Source organism: Methylobacterium oxalidis (assembly GCF_007992195.1).
GTDB lineage: Bacteria > Pseudomonadota > Alphaproteobacteria > Rhizobiales > Beijerinckiaceae > Methylobacterium > Methylobacterium oxalidis.
Map to the genome: position 1 here is coordinate 1 of NZ_BJZU01000090.1, position 16,005 is coordinate 16,005.

The following is a 16,005-nucleotide window of genomic DNA, read 5'->3' on the forward strand; positions in this document are numbered from 1 at the left end:
GACGGTGCCGATGAGCGTTCCCAGCGACCGCAAGTCCTTCTTCGGCAAGATCTTCACACGGAGGGCGGCATGAGCCTTCTCAGCCTCTTCTCCCGGCGCGGCTCCGCGCCGGTGGCGCGCGAGCGCCTTCAGCTGATCATCGCCCACGAGCGGGCCGACAACGGGCGCTCCGACCTCGTTGTGACGCTGCGCGAGGAGATCCTCGCCGTGATCGCCAAGCACGTCGCCATCGAGCGGGACAAGGTCTCGATCACGGTGGAGCGCGGCGAGGGGGTCTCGACCCTCGGCGTCGACATCGAGCTGCCGCTGCCCGCGGCCGCCAAGCTCACCGGCGTCATCGAGACGGCGGCGAAGACCAAGCTCGCCGCGGCCTGAACGGCCGCGGACGCTCCCTACCGCGGCCGCAGGATGAAGGGCGGCGGGTTGTCGGGCTGCGTCGTCACGACCGCCGCCGGACGGATCACCGACCCTTCGGGCAGGCTCACACGGAAGCGGCCGATCAGGCGCGCGAGGGCGAGCGTCGCCTCGAGCAGCGCGAAATGGGCGCCGATGCACACGCGCGGACCCGCCCCGAACGGCAGGTAGGCGAAGCGCGGCGGCGGGGCCGCTCCCGGCAGAAAGCGGCCGGGATCGAACGCGTCCGGCTCGGGCCAGAGGCGCCGGTGCCGGTGCAGGACCCAGGGCGAGATCATCACCACGTCGCCGGGCTCGACCGTCCGTCCGCCGAGGTCGTCCGCCTCGCGGGCGGCGCGGGCGAGGACGAAGGCCGGCGGGTAGAGGCGCAGCGTCTCGTCGACGACCGCCCGCGTCAGCGGCAGGCGGCGCTCGCAGCCGTCGCCGAGATCGTCCCCGGCCGCCCGCGCCTCCGCGGCGACCGCCTCCTGGATATCGGGCGCCAGCGCCATCAGGTAGCTCGCCCAGAGCAGGGCCGCCGCCGTGGTCTCGTGGCCCGCCAGGATCAGGGTCGCGACTTGGTCCCGCAGCTGGTCGGGCGTGAAGGGGTGCCCGGTCTCCGGGTCGCGGGCCGCCACGAGGAGATCGAGGAGGTCGCGCGCGGCATGCGGCTGCGGGTCCGCGGCGCGCCGGGCGATGATGCGGTCGAGGAACGGGATCCAGCGGCGCCGGAACCGCGCGCGGGCGAGATCGAGGGGCGCCGGCCAGGACAGCGGCAGCAGCATGTCGAGGAGATGGGGCCGCCCCATCCGCTCGGCGTACTCCGCCACGAACCGCCGCAGCGCCGCGCCGTCGCTCTGCATGCCGACCGAGAACATGGTGCGGCCCGCGATCTCGAGGGCGAGGCCGTGCAGGGCGGGAAACAGCGGGACGGGCCCCTGCTGCGCCTGCGCCGCGAGCAGCGCCGTCGTCGCGTCGACCGCCCCCAGGATGTGCGGCACGAGCGCCTCCACGGCGCGCGGCGTGAAGGCCGGGGCGAGCGTCCGGCGCTGGTGGCGCCAGGCCGCGCCCTCGCTGATCAGGAGCCCGTCGCCGAGCACCGGGCGCAGGATGCGCACCGAGGCGCGGGTCCGCGCGTAGGCGGCCTGGTTGTCGATGAGGACGCGCCGGATCGCGTCCGGGTCGCTCACGATGAAGGTGTGCCGCCCGAGGAGGCGCCGCTGCACGATCGGCTCCTCGTAGGTGCGCTGCGGCCACGCCTCGACGGCGTTGCGGCGCAGGGCCGAGAGGTAGGCGGGCAGCGGCAGGTCGCGCGCCGGGGGCTCCGGCACCGGCGGCCTGGGACGCGGGCCCGGCGGCAGGCACAACGGCGCGTCGAGGGTGGTCCGACCCGAATCCATGACTGTCCCTGCCCGGGCCCCCGGCCCGCTTGATGCCGGAGCCGGCCGGAGGTGTAAACACGCCCGGATGCCGCCCGAGCCCCGCCCTCTTCCCTGGACCATCGACGGCGAGGGCCTGCGCCTCAGCGTCCGGCTGACGCCCCGCGGCGGCCGGGACGCCCTCGACGGGGTCGGCACCGGGGCGGACGGGCCGGCGGTCCTGCAGGTGCGCGTGGCCGCGCCGCCGGTGGAGGGCGCCGCCAACGCCGCCCTCATCGCGCTGCTCGCCAAGACGCTGCGGACGCGCCGCTCCGACATCGTGGTCCTGTCCGGCGAGACGGCGCGCCTGAAGGTCCTGCGCCTCGCGGGCGACGGACCGGCGCTCGCCGAGCGCCTCGCCGCCGTCCTCGGCGGCGTGTAGGGAAGGAATCGTCGCCCGGGGCGCTGGCCCTGCGGCCGGCCGCACCTACCTCTCCGCCCTCCCCCGTTCCCGCCCATCGACCCGAGCCTCCATGACCCTCGACCAGGGCCTCGCCTTCGGCCTGATCGGCTGCACCGTCCTGCTCTTCATCTGGGGCCGGCTGCCCTACGACCTCGTGGCGCTCCTCTCGCTGGTGGCGGGCGTCGCCATCGGCATCGTGCCGGCATCGAAGGCCTTCGACGGCTTCGCCGACGACATCGTGATCATCGTCGCGAGCGCCCTCCTGATCAGCGCCGCCGTCTCCCGCTCCGGCGTTGTCGAGAGCCTGATGCGCCCCGTCCTGCCCTACCTGCGGGCGCCGGGGCTGCAGGTGCCGGTTCTCGCCGGCGCGGTGATGGTCCTGTCGATGGTGACGAAAAACATCGGCGCCCTAGCCATCTTCATGCCGGTCGCCCTCCAACTCGGCCGCAAGACCGGCACGCCGGTCTCGCGGCTCCTGATGCCGATGTCCTTCGCCTCGCTGATCGGCGGCCTCGTCACCCTGGTTGGGTCCTCCACCAACATCATCGTCGCCAAGGTCCGCACCGACATCGTCGGTGAGCCCTTCGGCATGTTCGACTTCACGCCGGTGGGTCTCGGGATCGCGCTGATCGGCCTCGCCTTCCTGGCGGTCGGTTACCGGCTGCTGCCGAAGGACCGCAAGCCCGCGGGCTCTGGCATCTCCTTCTCGCTCGCCGCCTACGTCACCGAGGCCCGGCTGCCGGAGGGCTCGACGCAGGTCGGCGTCACCGTCCGGGAGCTCGAGGCGCTGGGCGACGGCGACGTCGCCGTCCTCACCGTGATCCGCGAGCGCTTCCGCCGCTACGTGCCGGGACCGGACTGGCGGCTGCGCGCGGACGACGTGCTGCTCCTGGAGGGGGAGCCGGAAGATCTGGAGCGGCTCGTGGCGCGGGCCGGCCTGGAGCTGACGGAGGGGCCCGCGGCGGCGGGCGGGCCGGTGAAGGTCGCCGAGGCCGTGGTGCCCTCCGACTCGCCGCTCGCCGGCGTCACGGTGGCGGGCGCCGACCTGCGGGACGCCCACGGCATCAGCCTGCTGGCAGTGAGCCGCAGCGACGGCGGCGTGACCGGGCGGCTCGCCAACCTGCGCCTGCGGGCCGGCGACGTGGTGGTGCTCCGCGGCGGCGGCGACGCCCTCGCCGACGCGCTCAAGGCCCTGCGCCTGCTGCCGCTCGCCGAGCGCAGCCTCAGCCTCGGGCACAGCCGGCGCGGCTACATCCCCATCGTGGTGCTCGGCGTCGCGATGCTGCTCATCGCACTTCACGTGGTGCCGGTGGCGATGGGCTTCTTCGGGGCGGCGGTGGCGCTGCTGCTCTTCCGGGTGCTCACCATGGAGGAGGCCTACGAGACGATCGAGTGGCCGGTGATCGTGCTGCTCGGCGCGCTGATCCCGGTGAGCGACGCGGTGCGCACCACCGGCGGCACCGATCTCGTGGCGGGCTGGATGTCCGGCCTCGTGCAGTACGTGCCGCCGATCGGCGCCGTCGCGCTGCTGCTGGTCGCCGCGATGGCGGTGACGCCCTTCCTCAACAACGCCGCCGCCGTGCTGGTGATGGCGCCGATCGGCGCGAGCCTCGCGGGCAAGCTCGGCCTCAACCCGGACCCCTTCCTGATGGCGGTGGCGGTGGGCGCGGCCTGCGACTTCCTCACCCCCATCGGCCACCAGTGCAACACGCTGGTGATGGGTCCGGGCGGCTACCGCTTCGGCGACTACGCCCGGCTCGGCCTGCCGCTCTCGCTGATGGTCGTCGTCGTCGGCACGGGGTTGATCGCGCTGTTCTGGCCGCTCTGATCCGGGTTCTCCAGCTCGGCCGCCAGCCGCAGCAGGGTCCGGCGCAGCCAGGCATGGGCCGGATCCGCGTCGTAGGAGGCGTGCCAGAGCATCGCCACCGCCACGTCGTCGAGGGCGACGGGCGCCGGGCTGACGCTGAGGCCGAGCGTGCCGGCGAAGAAATGCGCCACCCGCGCGTGCATCGTCGTGATCACCGGCGCGTCACGCACGAGGAAGGGCACGGCGACGAAGCTCGGCGTCGTCACCGCGAGGCTGCGGCGCAGGCCGAGCTTGGCCAGGGCATCGTCCACCACGCCGTGCGCCGTTCCGCGCAGGCTCGTCAGGACGTGGGGGAAGCGCAGGTAATCCTCCAGCGAGATCGGCGCGTCGAGGCCGACGCAGGCCGGGTTGAACAGGCAGACGTAGCGGTCCCGATAGAGCAGACGCGTCTTGTGGTGGGCTTGTCCCTCCGAGAACAGGCCGATGCCGAGATCGACCTGATCGGCATCGAGCTCGCCGAGGATGCGGGTGCGGTCGATCGTGCGCAGGAGGAGCCGCACGCCCGGCGCCTCCGCGCGCAGATAGGCGAGGAGCCGCGGCCCGAGCAGCACCTCGACGCTGTCGGGCAGGCTGACCGTGAAGATCCGCTCGACGGTGGCCGGATTGAAGCTGTCCTCGCGGCGGACGAGGCACTGGATCTGGCGCAGGGCCGCCCGGACAGGCTCGGCCAGCGCCATCGCCCGCGGCGTCGGGCGCATGCCCTCCGGCGCGCGGGTCAGCAGTTCGTCGCCGAACGTCACGCGCAGCCGGCCGAGCGCGCTGCTCATGGCCGACTGCCCGATCCCGATCCGGGCCGCAGCCCGCGTGACGCTACGCTCGGCCAGCAGCGCGTCGAGGGCCACGAGGAGGTTGAGATCGACCCTCGCCAGATCGACGTGATCAATAGTCATTACCGATCCAATCGGTTTGTTCCATGCTGCAGTGCAAAGCATATTCGTCTCACACGCAAGGGCGACGGGCCGCTTGCTCAGCAGGAAGACACGAAACTATGACCATCCGGACCACGATCCTCGCCGCCGCAGCCCTCCTCCCGGCCCTCTTCGCCACGACGACTGCGGACGCCGAGGGCCTGAAGCCTGCGCGCGGCGGCAGCATCGATCTCGGCACGCTCGCGGGCGTCGCCTACTACACGGCGGAGCCCGAGGGCTACCGCGTCGTCGTCACCCTGGCGCCCCGCGCGGCGGCCCCTTCCGTCCGCTTCGAGGCGGTGCTCGCCGAGGGCCAGAGGGTGACCCTCTCGGCTCCCCGCGGCACCGGACAGGCGGCCGAGGCGGTCGAGATCACCCGCCGGGGCGAGACCGTCACGGTGGCCCCGGCCCGCGGCGCCCAGGCCGCGGTGCAGGAAGCCGCCGCCCTGAACTAGGCCCGCCACCGGGACGGGGTCCGCCGCGCGGCGGGGCCCGTCTCGAATCTGCGCGCTCTCACCCGCCGATGAACAGCCCCGCGATGGCCGCGCTCGTGAGGTTCGAGAGCGTGCCGCCGAGGATGGCGCGCAGGCCGTAGCGGGCGATCTCGGCGCGGCGCTCGGGTACGAGGCTCGAGAAGCTCGCGAGCTGGATCGCGATCGAGGCGAGATTGGCGAAGCCGCAGAGGGCGAAGCACAGGATCGCGGTCGTGCGCGGATCGAGGCTGCCCGCCTTAAGGGTCGGGGAGATGTTCGCGTAGGCGAGGAACTCGTTGAAGGCGATCTTCTGGCCGAGCGCGCTGCCGACGAGGCCCGCCTGCTCCCAGGGGACGCCGAGGAGCCAGGCCAGCGGCGCGAACACGATACCGAGGATCGCCTCGATCGAGGCGGCCGGGTAGCCGACGAGGCCGCCGAGCCAGCCGACGATGCCGTTCGCCAGCGCGATCAGGCCGACGAAGGCGATCAGCATGGCGCCGACCGCGGCGGCCACCGCGAGCCCCTTCTGCGTGCCGTCGGCCGCCGCCTCGATGACGTTGACCGCCCTTCGCTCGCCGAACTCGACCCGCGTCGTCACGATCCGCGTCGGCGCGTCGGGCGGCACCAGGATCTTGGCGTAGAGGAGCCCGCCCGGGATCGCCATGAAGGAGGCGGCGATGAGGTAGGTCATCGGCACGCCGAGCGCGGCGTATCCCGCGAGGATCGAGCCGGCCGTCGAGGCGGCGCCGCCCGTCATCACGGCGAACAGCTCCGAGCCCGTGAGCAGCGGCAGGAAGGGCCGCAGCGCGACCGCGATCTCGCTCTGACCGATGAAGATGGTGGTGACCGCCGCGAAGGATTCGATCGGCGAGGTGCCGAGCACCCGCCGCAGGCCCGCGCCGACGAGGCGGGCGAGCCTCTGCATGAGCCCGAGATGGTAGAGCACGCCGATCAGCGCCGAGACGTAGAGGATCTGCGGCAGCACCCGGAATGCGATGACGAAGCCGCCGCCGCCGAACAGCTCGAACATCTTCGGATCGACGAGGCCGCCGAACAGGAAGGCCGCGCCCCGGTCGCCGTAGGCGAGGACCTGCGCGACGACGTCCGCCACCGCCCCGAGGGCCGCGCGGCCGGTCGGCACGAACAGGATGAGGGCGCCGAGACCGAACTGGAGGCCGAGCCCGGCGAGCACGGTGCGCGGCCGGATCGCCCGCCGGTTCGTCGAGGCCAGGACCGCGACCGCGATGAGGAGCGCGATGCTCGCACCCGCGTGGAAGACGCGCTCGACCATTCGATCCCTGCCCCTCTCGCCCTTCTTATCGCGGCTCTCATGCGCGATCTGGGCCAGAAGCGCCACGCCGCGGGGTCCTGCCTCCCTGGACCGAGCGGGCCGGTCCGCTAGCTTCCGGCGCCGGGCTGGGTGCCGGGAGAGCGGATTTGGCGGAAGGCTTCGCGCTGCAGGGCGCGGTCGGGGTCGTCACCGGAGCGGCGAGCGGCATCGGGGCGGCGCTCGCGATCGCGTTGGCGCGGCGGTCCTGCGACCTCGCCCTCGTGGACCGCGACGCCGAGGGGCTGAAGGCCGTCGAGGCGGCCGTCGCGGCGGCGGGCGCGCGCGCGAGCCGGCACGTCCTCGATCTCGCGGACGGGGACGCCATCCTGGCGCTGAGGGACGCGGTCGAGGCGCGTCACGGCCGGGTGAGCCTCCTCGTCAACAACGCGGGCGTGGCGCTCGGCGGCACCTTCGCCGAGACGGATCTCGCCGATTTCGAGTGGCTGATGGACGTGAACTTCCGCGCCGTGGTGCGGATGACCCACGCCTTCCTGCCCCTCCTGCTGCGCGAGCCCGCCGCGCAGGTCGTCAACATGTCGAGCCTCTACGGGTTGATCGCGCCGCCGGGCCAGGCGGCCTACGCGGCGAGCAAGTTCGCGGTGCGCGGCTTCAGCGAGGCCCTGCGTCACGAGCACGCCGGCGGCCGCCTCGGGGTCAGCGTGGTCCATCCGGGCGGCGTCGCGACGAACATCGCCCGCAGCGCGCGCCACCCGAAGGGCCTGGACCCGGCCGCGATCGAGCAGGGCCGCCGAGCCTTCGAGCGCTTCCTGCGGCTCGCGCCGGAGGCGGCCGCCGCCGAGATCCTGCGCGGCATCGAGCGGCGGGCGCCGCGGATCATCGTCGGCACGGACGCGCGCCGCGTCGCCCTGATCCAGCGCCTGATGCCGGTCGGCTACTGGCGCCTGATCGCCCGCCTCTCCGGACTGGAGCGCTGACACCGCATGGCGAGCCTGCGTGCCCACGTCTTCGCCTGGATGGTCCGCCGCAGCGTGCGCGACCGGCTCGGCCGGACCATCGACGTCGCGCGGCTGCGCCGCACCTTCGAGGCCCCGGGCTTCATCGAGCCCCGCGGCGTCACCTACGAGCCGGGCACGGTCGGCGGCATCCAGGGAGAGTGGGTGCGGCCGGCCGGCGGCGTGGCCAGGGTGCGCCTGTTCTACCTGCACGGGGGCGGCTTCGTCGCCTGCTCGCCCCGGACGCACCGACCGCTGACCGGCGCCTTCGCGCGACGCGGCTTCACGGTTTTCGCCCCCGACTACCGGCTCGCCCCCGAGCATCCCTTCCCGGCCGCCCTGGAGGACGCGCTCGCCGCCTGGGAGGCGTTCGCGGCCGATGGACCGGCAGTGATCGGGGGTGACTCGGCCGGCGGCAACCTCGCCCTCGCCCTGCTGCTGCGGGCGCGCGACCTCGGCCTGCCCCTGCCGCGGGCGGCCGCCCTGTTCTCGCCCGCCACCGACCTCCTCGGCACCGGCGCCTCCTTCATCGAGAACGGCGGGCGGGACGCCATGTTCGACCCCGAGGTGGTGCGCCACCTCGTCCCCCTCTACCTCGGCGAGGCGGATCCGGCGGACCCGCTCGCCTCGCCCCTCTACGGCGACCTCGCGGGCCTGCCGCCGCTCCTCCTGCATGTTGGCGCCCGGGAGGTGCTGCGCGACGATTCGGTGCGCTTCGCCGAGCGGGCGCGGGCGGCGGGCGTCCCGGTGGATCTTCGCGTCTTCCCCGTGGTGCCGCATGTCTGGCAGTTCGCCCACGCTTTCCTCCCGGAGGCCCGCGCCTCGCTGAAGGCGGCCTCGACCTTCCTGAAGGCGCATGCGAGAGCGGACGCCGATGCGTGAGGAGGGCGCGATGAGCGACGACGCCGGATCGGATCTGCCCTCGGGCATCCTCGCCGTCCTCATCGTCGGCGCTGGCTTCTCCGGCCTCGCCATGGGCATCCGCTGCCGCCAGGCGGGGCTCGGCCCCTTCCTGATCCTCGACAAGGGCGACGGGATCGGCGGCACCTGGCACGCCAACACCTATCCGGGCGCCGCCTGCGACATCCCCTCCCACCTCTACTCGCTCTCCTACGTGCCGAAATCCGACTGGTCGCGGCTCTATCCGCAGCAGGCGGAGATCAAGGCGTACCTCGAGGACACGGCCCGCGAGCACGGGCTCCTGCCGCACCTGCGCCTGCGCACCGCCGTCACGGGCCTCGCCTGGGACGAGGCGGAGGCCCTGTGGCGTGTCGAGACGAGCCGCGGACCCCTGCTGGCGCGGGCCATCGTCGCCGGCATGGGCGGGCTGCATCATCCGGCGCTGCCGGACATCCCCGGCCGGGACAGCTTCGCAGGCGCGGCCTTCCACTCGGCGGCCTGGGACCATGCCTGCGAACTCCGCGGCAAGCGCGTCGGCGTGATCGGCACAGGGGCGAGCGCCGTGCAGTTCGTGCCGCTCGTCGCGCAGGAGGCCGCCCATCTCACCCTGTTCCAGCGCACGCCGGCCTGGATCATGCCGAAGCGCGACCGCCCCATCGGCGAGCGGGCGCAGGCCGCCTACCGGCGCCTGCCGCTGGCGCGGCGGCTGTTCCGCGAGCGCCTGTTCTGGATCCACGAGCTGCGCGCGCTCCTCGGCTTCACCCGGGTGTCGAAGCTCACCGACCAGGCGGAGGCCATCGCCCGGCGCCACCTCGCCCGGGCCGTGCCCGACCGGGCCCTGCGGGAGAAGCTGACTCCGCGCTACCGCCTCGGCTGCAAGCGCGTGCTCATCTCGGACGATTTCTACCCCGCCCTGATGCGCGAGACCGTCACCCTGGAGACCGGCCGCATCGCTCGCATCACGCCGGGCGGAGCGGTGATGGAGGACGGGAGCGAGCACGCCCTCGACGTCCTCGTCTACGCCACGGGCTTCGACGTGACGGGCAGCTTCCGCAGCCTGCCGGTGACCGGGCGCGGCGGGCTGACCCTGGCGGAGGCGTGGCGCGACGGCATGGGCGCCTTCCAGGGCATCGCGGTGGCGGGCTTTCCCAACCTGTTCCTGCTGATGGGGCCGAATACCGGCCTCGGCCACAACTCGGTGATCCTGATGATCGAGGCGCAGGTGGAGCACGCCCTCTCCGGCCTCCTGGCGCTGAAGCGGCGAGGCCTCAGCGCGATGGAGGTGCGACCGGAGGCGCAGGCGCGTTTCCTGGCGGGCGTGCAGGCGCGGCTCGCCGACAGCATCTGGCAGGCCGGCGGCTGCCGGAGCTGGTACCAGGACGAGACGGGGCGCAACGCCGCGATCTGGCCGGGCTCCGTCCTGGCCTATCGCCGCGGGGCGCGCCGGGCGCGGCTGTCGGACTATCGCCTGCGCTGAGGACGGAACAGGCACCTCAGCCCGCCCGTTGGTTCGGCAAAGCTTGCGCCGCGCCGCGGCGCCTCTGAGGATTCTGCCATGAGCCTGATCGGACGCATCGTCACCAAGATCCTCGGCAACGAGAATCGCCCCGTCTCCCGCGACGATCGCAACGCGGATTCGAGCAACCTCGTCGGCCGGATCGTCACCAAGATCCTGCGGAAGTAAGCCGGGGTCGCCCTCCGCGTCACGGGGTGCCGCCCGAGCGGCATCCCGGGCGTGGGCTCCCCTACTGCCCGTTGGCGACCGCCGCCGCGACCGCCCTGGTGACGGGGGCCGCCGGCACGGTGTGCTCCCAGAAATTGCCGAGCCGCGCCTTCTCGTAGCCCGCCTGGTAGAGGTTGCGCATGTAGGCGGTGTCGAAGCCGCGGGCCGCCGTCGTGGCGGGTGCGCGCTCGTCGATGTAGGTGAGGTTGAAGCCGATCTTGTTGGCGCGGGTGAAGGCGTAGGTGGTGGCGAGCGTCGCCCGGCTGCGGGCCCGGCTCGCCGTGGTGAAGGAGCGCTCGACGATCGAGAGCGTGTTGTTGCGCGTGACGTCGAATTCGGGCTCCAGCCGCCCGTTGATCACCACGTAGATGTTGGCCCGGCCGTTGGTGCGCAGGCGCCCGTCCCGCAGCAGGAACGACTGCGGCAGGGTGAAGACCGGGGTCACCACCGACCCGTCGACGTGGAGTTCCTGGAAGGCGCTGTTGCCCGCCTGCACGTCGATGAGCTGCGGGGGGAACACAGCCGGGATGCTCGCGGAGGCGGTGAGTACGTCGCGGAACAGCTCCACCGCGTTCGGCGCCCCGCTCGCGGCGATGGCGCCCATGTTCCAGATCACGGCGCGCTGGGAATCGAGGTTCGTCGTCACGACGAGGAGGCGGCGGCCCTTGGCATGCTCTTCCGCCACGGCGGCGAGGAGATCGGGCGTGACGTAGCGGCCGATCAGGTCGCGCAGGCGCCCGTCGCCGAACAGGCCGGAGCCGAACAGAACGTTGGTCAGGCTCGGCGACTGCACCAGGGTCTCGGCGACGCCGCTCGTGTAGATGTCGGTGAGGTAGGCGTCGTAGGCCGGCCCCAGGAAGGCGAAGGGCGCGATGAGCGCGCCCGTGCTGACGCCCGAAACCAGGGTGAATTCCGGCCGCGTGCCGGAGGCGGTCCAGCCGTTCAGTACGCCCGCCCCGTAGGCCCCGTCGCCGCCGCCGCCCGAGAGGGCGAGATAGGCGAAGGGCTGGCGGCGCTCGGGCCGGGCGGCGATCTGCGCGAAGGTGTCGGCCGAGGCGTCGGATGAGACGCGCGCGTCGGGGATGTTCGGAATGCTCGCGAAGGCCGCCTGCTCGGCCGTGTAGGAGACCCGCGGCAACGACGAGCAGGCGGAGAGAGCGCCCGCCAGCCCGAGCGCGATCAGCCCGCGCGAGATCCCGAACCGACGCGCCATGGCGAGTGTCCCTGTGCCCCGGTCCTGACCGCTAACCCCCAGCCGAACGAGCTTGGCCATTCTAACGTTCCGCCCCCGGCGCGGCAATCGCGCATCGCGCGCCGGGCTGATGCACGGGGGCCACAGATCCGTGCCGTCTCGCACCCGGCAGGCGAGCGCGCGGCCCACCTCGGCCTTTGCCGGTGGAAACCAGAGCGCCCCCGGCAGGACGGCCGAGTGTCGACTCTTGCATCGTCCACGAGCCCTCTTGTAGGTTCATCCGCGTCGCCAGGGGGCACGCCCCCGGCGGCCATCACCAGTGGCGCAACCGTTCGGACTTTGCACCGGCCGCCCCGCAATGCGGGAGCGCGCGGCATCAGTGCGGCTGTCCCGCGCGACGAGCTGCCCTGGCTGCCCGGGGGGACGGGCGCGGTGATCGCAGCGTTCAGGAGGGGGCGACGATGGAAGCAGGCCTGAGCTGGACGGACGAGCGCGTGGATCTGCTGCGCCGTCTGTGGGAGGACGGGCAGAGCGCGAGCAAGATCGCCGCGCAGCTCGGCGGCGTCACCCGCAACGCGGTCATCGGCAAGGTGCACCGGCTCGGCCTCGCCGGCCGGGTCAAGGCGGTGCCGGCCCCAGTCAACGGGCGCCGCAAGCCGGAGCGCGAGGCGGAGGCCGAGGCGTCGCCGATCGAGGTGATGGAGGAGGCGCCCGAGCCCATCGCCATCACGGCGCACCGGCCCGCGCCCGATTTCCCGCCGCCTGCGGCGCCGACCGCCGACAGCGTGCCGCTGGCGGTCTCCGAGCGCGTCACGATCATGGATCTGCGCGAATCGATGTGCCGCTGGCCGATGGGCGATCCGACGACGCCGGAATTCCGCTTCTGCGGTGCCCGCTCGATCACCGGCCTGCCCTACTGCACGCACCATGCCCAGATCGCCTACCAGCCCGCCGCCGAGCGCAAGCGCGACCGGCGCGTGGCCGGCTTCCGCTGAGGCGCCCACGGGCCGTCTGCGAAGCGCAGGCGGCGACGCCTTCGCGCACCGCCTGCGGAGCGGTCGCGCAGGGGCTGATCGCGTCACGACGTTGGATGTTCGCCGGCCCTGACCGAGTCCCCGCGCCGAACGTCTGCCCGGGCTCGGCGGCCGGATCGCGCCGGCCCTACTCCACGCCCGAGAACATCTCGTCGAAGGAGTAGCCGGAGCCGCGCACCGTGCGGATCGGGTCCGACTGGCGCGGCCGGTTGATGGCTTTGCGCAGGCGGCCGACATGGACGTCCACCGTGCGCTCGTCGATGTAGACGTCGTGGCCCCAGACGCCGTCGAGGAGTTGCTCGCGGGAAAACACCCGTCCCGGGCTCTGCATCAGGAACTCGAGCAGCTTGAACTCGGTGGGGCCGAGGTGGATCTCGCGACCGGAGCGCCGGATGCGGTGGCTGACCCGGTCGAGCTCGATGTCGCCGGCGATCAGCAGGTTCGCCACGTGGGCGGGCTTGGCGCGACGCAGCAGGGCGCGCACCCGCGCCAGCAGTTCGGGCACGGAGAACGGCTTGACGATGTAGTCGTCCGCCCCCGTGCCGAGGCCGCGGATGCGGTCCCCCTCCTCGCCGCGGGCCGTCAGCATGATCACGGGCAGCCGCTCCGTCTCGCGCCGCGCCCGGATCCGCCGGCAGAGCTCGATCCCGGACAGGCCCGGCAGCATCCAGTCGAGCAGCACGAGATCGGGTACCTGCTCGGCGAGGCGCAGTTCCGCCTCGTCGCCGCGAGCGGCGGAATCGACGGTGAAGCCCTCGGCTTCGAGGTTGTAGCGCAGGAGGAGGGTGAGGGCCTCCTCGTCCTCCACGATCAGGATCCGCGTGCTCATTGCTCGCGCCGTTCCGAAATTCCTCAGACGCCCGCGGCCGGCGATACCGTCGCGTAGTTCGACGCGTCGTTCTTCGGGCGATCGATGGCCAGGGTCTCGCCCGTGGCGAGGTAGTGGATGGTCTCCGCGATGTTGGTGGTGTGGTCGCCGATCCGCTCCACGTTCTTGGCGCAGAACAGGAGGTGCGTGCAGAACGAGATGTTGCGCGGGTCTTCCATCATGTAGGTCAGGAGTTCCCGGAACAGGGAGTTGTAGAGGGCGTCGATCGCCCCGTCCCGCTCCCAGACGTCGTGGGCCGATTTCACGTCCCGGCTCGCGTAGGCGTCGAGGACGTCCTTGAGCTGCTCCTGAACGAGATCGCTCATGTGCTGGACGCCGAGCACGATCTTCTGCGGCTGGGTCTGGTCGCTGATCGCAAGCACGCGCTTGGCGATGTTCTTGGCCAGATCCCCGATCCGCTCGAGGTCGCCCGAGACGCGGATCGCCGAGATGGTCTCGCGCAGGTCGATGGCGAGCGGCTGGCGCCGGGCGATGAGAAGGACGGCGCGCTCCTCGATCTCGCGCTGAAGCACGTCGAGGCGCTTGTCGGCGGCGATAACGGCCTGGGCAAGCACCGTGTCGCGGCGGACGAGCGCGTGGCTCGCATCGGCCATCATCTTCTCGGCGATGCCTCCCATCTCGGAGATCGAGCGGCGCAGGTCGTCGAGGTCGTTGTCGTAGGAGGTGACGATGTGCTCGGACATGCTCGTGATCCTCGGGGTCGGGCGCGGGAGCGTGCGTGCGGGATGGTGCCGGCTCAGCCGAAGCGGCCGGTGATGTAGTCCTGCGTCTGCCGCTTCTCCGGGTTCATGAAGATCCGGGTTGTGGGGCCGAACTCGACGAGCTCGCCGAGATACATGAAGGCGGTGAACTGCGAGATGCGCGCCGCCTGCTGCATGTTGTGCGTGACGATGGCGATGGTGAACTCGTCGCGCAGCTGCTCGATCAGCTCCTCGATGCGCCCCGTCGAGATCGGGTCCAGGGCCGAGGTCGGCTCGTCGAACAGGATCACCTCCGGGCGCTGCGCGACGGTGCGGGCGATGCAGAGGCGCTGCTGCTGGCCGCCGGAGAGGCCCATGCCGGACTGCTTGAGCTTGTCCTTCACCTCGTCCCAGAGGGCGGCCTTGCGCAGCGATTCCTCGACGCGCAGGTCGAGATCGGCCTTGGGCAGGCGCTCGTAGAGGCGCAGGCCGAAGGCGACGTTGTCGTAGATCGACATCGGGAAGGGCGTCGGCTTCTGGAACACCATGCCGACCCGGGCGCGCAGCTCGTTGAGGTCGACCTTCGGGTCGAGGATGTTCTGGCCGTCGAGGAGGATCTCCCCGTCCGCCCGCTGCTCCGGGTAGAGGCTGTAGATCCGGTTGAAGGTGCGCAGCAGCGTCGACTTCCCGCAGCCCGAGGGGCCGATCAGGGCCGTGACCTGGCGGTCGTGGAAGTTGAGGTTCACGTTCTTCAGGCCGTGGAACGACCCGTAGTAGAAGTCGAGGTTCTTGACCGCGATGCGCACGGGCGCATTGGCATTGGCCTGGCTGCGGCCGCTGAGCTGCGCGCTGACGGCGGGGGAGGCGCTCATCGGAGAGGTTCCTTCGGGAGGCCGGTCGGCCGGAAACGGTTGCTGCGGAGGCGGGCGCTCAGCGCGCCCGCTCGGACTTGACGACGAGGCGCGCCACCATCGAGAGGGCGAGGATCGCGACCGTGATGAGGAGGGCCCCCGCCCAGGCGAGGCCCTGCCAGTTCGGATAGGGCGAGAGGGCGAACTGGTAGATCATCACCGGCAGGTTCGCGATGCCGCCCATCAGGTTCGCGCTGAACCAGGAATTGTTGTTGAGCGCGGTGAAGAGGAGCGGCGCGGTCTCGCCGGCGATGCGGGCGAGCGCCAGGATCACGCCCGTGACGATGCCGGCCGAGGCCGCGCGCCAAGTCACGCTCATGATCACCCGGGAGGGCGGCGCGCCGAGGGCGGCGCCGGCCTCGCGCAGCGAGCCCGGCACGAGGCGCAGCATGTCCTCGGTGGTGCGCACGATGACCGGGGTCGCGATGATGGCGAGCGCCACGCCGCCGGCCCAGCCGGAATAGGAGCCCATCGGCCGCACCATCAGGGTGTAGACGAACAGGCCGATCAGGATCGAGGGGGCGGACAGAAGAACGTCGTTCAGGAACCGGATCACGTCGGCGAGCTTGGACCCGCGGCCGTACTCCGCGAGGTAGGTCCCCGCCATCACGCCGATCGGGGTCGCCACCACGATGCCGATGAAGGTGAGGACGAGGCTGCCGAGGACGGCGTTGGCGATCCCGCCGCCTTCCGATCCGGGGCCCGGCGTCGGCTGGGTCAGGAGCGTCGCGGAGAAGCCGCGCAGGCCCTCGATGATCAGCATCAGCAGGATCGAGCCGAGCACCACGGCGCCGAGCAGGGTGGCGAGCGTGCAGGCGATCCGCAGCGTGCGGTCGGCGACGCGCCGGCCGGAGCGGACCCGGCCTCCGGAGGGGGGGCGCCCCTGCGTCACGGCGGGGGTCAGGGTGTTGGCGGCATTCATCGGCGGCCT

Annotated in this window: 17 protein-coding genes; 9 read left to right on the forward strand and 8 right to left on the reverse strand. The window is 72.4% G+C overall.

Annotated elements, in window-relative coordinates; genetic code table 11:
- The first annotated feature begins 69 nt into the window (after positions 1–69).
- Positions 70–375: a cell division topological specificity factor MinE gene (gene minE, locus MOX02_RS20295; protein ID WP_147027616.1), complete on the forward strand. Its 306-nt coding sequence runs from the start codon at positions 70–72 to the stop codon at positions 373–375.
- A 17-nt stretch (positions 376–392) separates the two neighbouring features.
- Here the strand turns inward: minE and MOX02_RS20300 are convergent, their stop codons facing one another.
- The gene (locus tag MOX02_RS20300) at positions 393–1,793 is read right to left on the reverse strand and encodes a cytochrome P450 (protein WP_147027617.1); all 1,401 of its coding nucleotides are present in this window, start codon (positions 1,791–1,793) and stop codon (positions 393–395) included.
- A 67-nt stretch (positions 1,794–1,860) separates the two neighbouring features.
- Here MOX02_RS20300 and MOX02_RS20305 point away from each other — a divergent pair, with 67 nt between their 5' ends.
- Both MOX02_RS20305 and MOX02_RS20310 read left to right on the forward strand, forming a co-directional pair.
- Complete coding sequence (locus tag MOX02_RS20305; protein WP_147027618.1) at positions 1,861–2,193, forward strand: DUF167 family protein; 333 nt, start codon at positions 1,861–1,863, stop codon at positions 2,191–2,193.
- Positions 2,194–2,284: 91 nt separating this feature from the next.
- Entirely contained in the window at positions 2,285–4,042 is a 1,758-nt protein-coding gene (locus MOX02_RS20310) for an SLC13 family permease (protein ID WP_147027619.1), read from the forward strand.
- Here the strand turns inward: MOX02_RS20310 and MOX02_RS20315 are convergent.
- Positions 3,961–4,971 carry a LysR family transcriptional regulator gene (locus MOX02_RS20315; RefSeq protein ID WP_147027620.1) on the reverse strand — a complete coding sequence of 337 codons (1,011 nt, stop codon included), beginning with the start codon at positions 4,969–4,971 and terminating at the stop codon, positions 3,961–3,963. The two genes, MOX02_RS20310 and MOX02_RS20315, sit on opposite strands and share 82 nt — an antisense overlap.
- A 98-nt stretch (positions 4,972–5,069) precedes the next feature.
- Between MOX02_RS20315 and MOX02_RS20320 the strand changes: the two genes are divergently transcribed.
- Positions 5,070–5,444: a hypothetical protein gene (locus MOX02_RS20320; RefSeq protein ID WP_147027621.1), complete on the forward strand. Its 375-nt coding sequence runs from the start codon at positions 5,070–5,072 to the stop codon at positions 5,442–5,444.
- A 58-nt stretch (positions 5,445–5,502) separates the two neighbouring features.
- Here MOX02_RS20320 and MOX02_RS20325 read toward each other — a convergent pair whose 3' ends face one another.
- Complete coding sequence (locus MOX02_RS20325; protein ID WP_147027622.1) at positions 5,503–6,753, reverse strand: NupC/NupG family nucleoside CNT transporter; 1,251 nt, start codon at positions 6,751–6,753, stop codon at positions 5,503–5,505.
- 146 nt (positions 6,754–6,899) lie between these two features.
- Here MOX02_RS20325 and MOX02_RS20330 point away from each other — a divergent pair, with 146 nt between their 5' ends.
- From MOX02_RS20330 to MOX02_RS20345, 4 genes are all read left to right on the forward strand, one after another.
- Positions 6,900–7,727, forward strand: a complete 828-nt coding sequence (locus MOX02_RS20330) for an SDR family NAD(P)-dependent oxidoreductase (protein ID WP_147027623.1) — start codon at positions 6,900–6,902, stop codon at positions 7,725–7,727.
- Positions 7,728–7,733: 6 nt separating this feature from the next.
- Positions 7,734–8,627, forward strand: coding sequence for an alpha/beta hydrolase (locus tag MOX02_RS20335; RefSeq protein ID WP_147027624.1), 894 nt, complete (start codon positions 7,734–7,736; stop codon positions 8,625–8,627).
- Positions 8,628–8,637: 10 nt separating this feature from the next.
- Positions 8,638–10,122, forward strand: coding sequence for a flavin-containing monooxygenase (locus MOX02_RS20340; RefSeq protein ID WP_147027625.1), 1,485 nt, complete (start codon positions 8,638–8,640; stop codon positions 10,120–10,122).
- A gap of 78 nt (positions 10,123–10,200) precedes the next feature.
- On the forward strand, positions 10,201–10,329 hold the full coding sequence (locus MOX02_RS20345) for a TFIIS helical bundle-like domain containing protein (protein ID WP_147027626.1): 129 nt from the start codon (positions 10,201–10,203) through the stop codon (positions 10,327–10,329).
- A gap of 61 nt (positions 10,330–10,390) precedes the next feature.
- Here the strand turns inward: MOX02_RS20345 and MOX02_RS20350 are convergent, their stop codons facing one another.
- Positions 10,391–11,581 carry a patatin-like phospholipase family protein gene (locus MOX02_RS20350; RefSeq protein ID WP_147027627.1) on the reverse strand — a complete coding sequence of 397 codons (1,191 nt, stop codon included), beginning with the start codon at positions 11,579–11,581 and terminating at the stop codon, positions 10,391–10,393.
- 440 nt (positions 11,582–12,021) lie between these two features.
- Here MOX02_RS20350 and MOX02_RS20355 point away from each other — a divergent pair, with 440 nt between their 5' ends.
- Positions 12,022–12,555 (forward strand): GcrA family cell cycle regulator, encoded by a 534-nt coding sequence (locus MOX02_RS20355; RefSeq protein WP_147027628.1) that lies wholly within the window; start codon positions 12,022–12,024, stop codon positions 12,553–12,555.
- 166 nt (positions 12,556–12,721) lie between these two features.
- Here MOX02_RS20355 and phoB read toward each other — a convergent pair whose 3' ends face one another.
- The 4 genes from phoB to pstA are packed head-to-tail and all read right to left on the reverse strand — an operon-like array spanning position 12,722 to position 15,996.
- Positions 12,722–13,423, reverse strand: a complete 702-nt coding sequence (gene phoB, locus MOX02_RS20360; RefSeq protein ID WP_147027629.1) for a phosphate regulon transcriptional regulator PhoB — start codon at positions 13,421–13,423, stop codon at positions 12,722–12,724.
- Between the two features lie 23 nt (positions 13,424–13,446).
- The gene (gene phoU, locus MOX02_RS20365; protein ID WP_147027630.1) at positions 13,447–14,166 is read right to left on the reverse strand and encodes a phosphate signaling complex protein PhoU; all 720 of its coding nucleotides are present in this window, start codon (positions 14,164–14,166) and stop codon (positions 13,447–13,449) included.
- A gap of 53 nt (positions 14,167–14,219) precedes the next feature.
- Positions 14,220–15,035, reverse strand: coding sequence for a phosphate ABC transporter ATP-binding protein PstB (gene pstB, locus MOX02_RS20370; RefSeq protein WP_147027631.1), 816 nt, complete (start codon positions 15,033–15,035; stop codon positions 14,220–14,222).
- 58 nt (positions 15,036–15,093) lie between these two features.
- On the reverse strand, positions 15,094–15,996 hold the full coding sequence (pstA, locus tag MOX02_RS20375) for a phosphate ABC transporter permease PstA (RefSeq protein WP_147027632.1): 903 nt from the start codon (positions 15,994–15,996) through the stop codon (positions 15,094–15,096).
- Positions 15,997–16,005 lie beyond the last annotated feature (9 nt).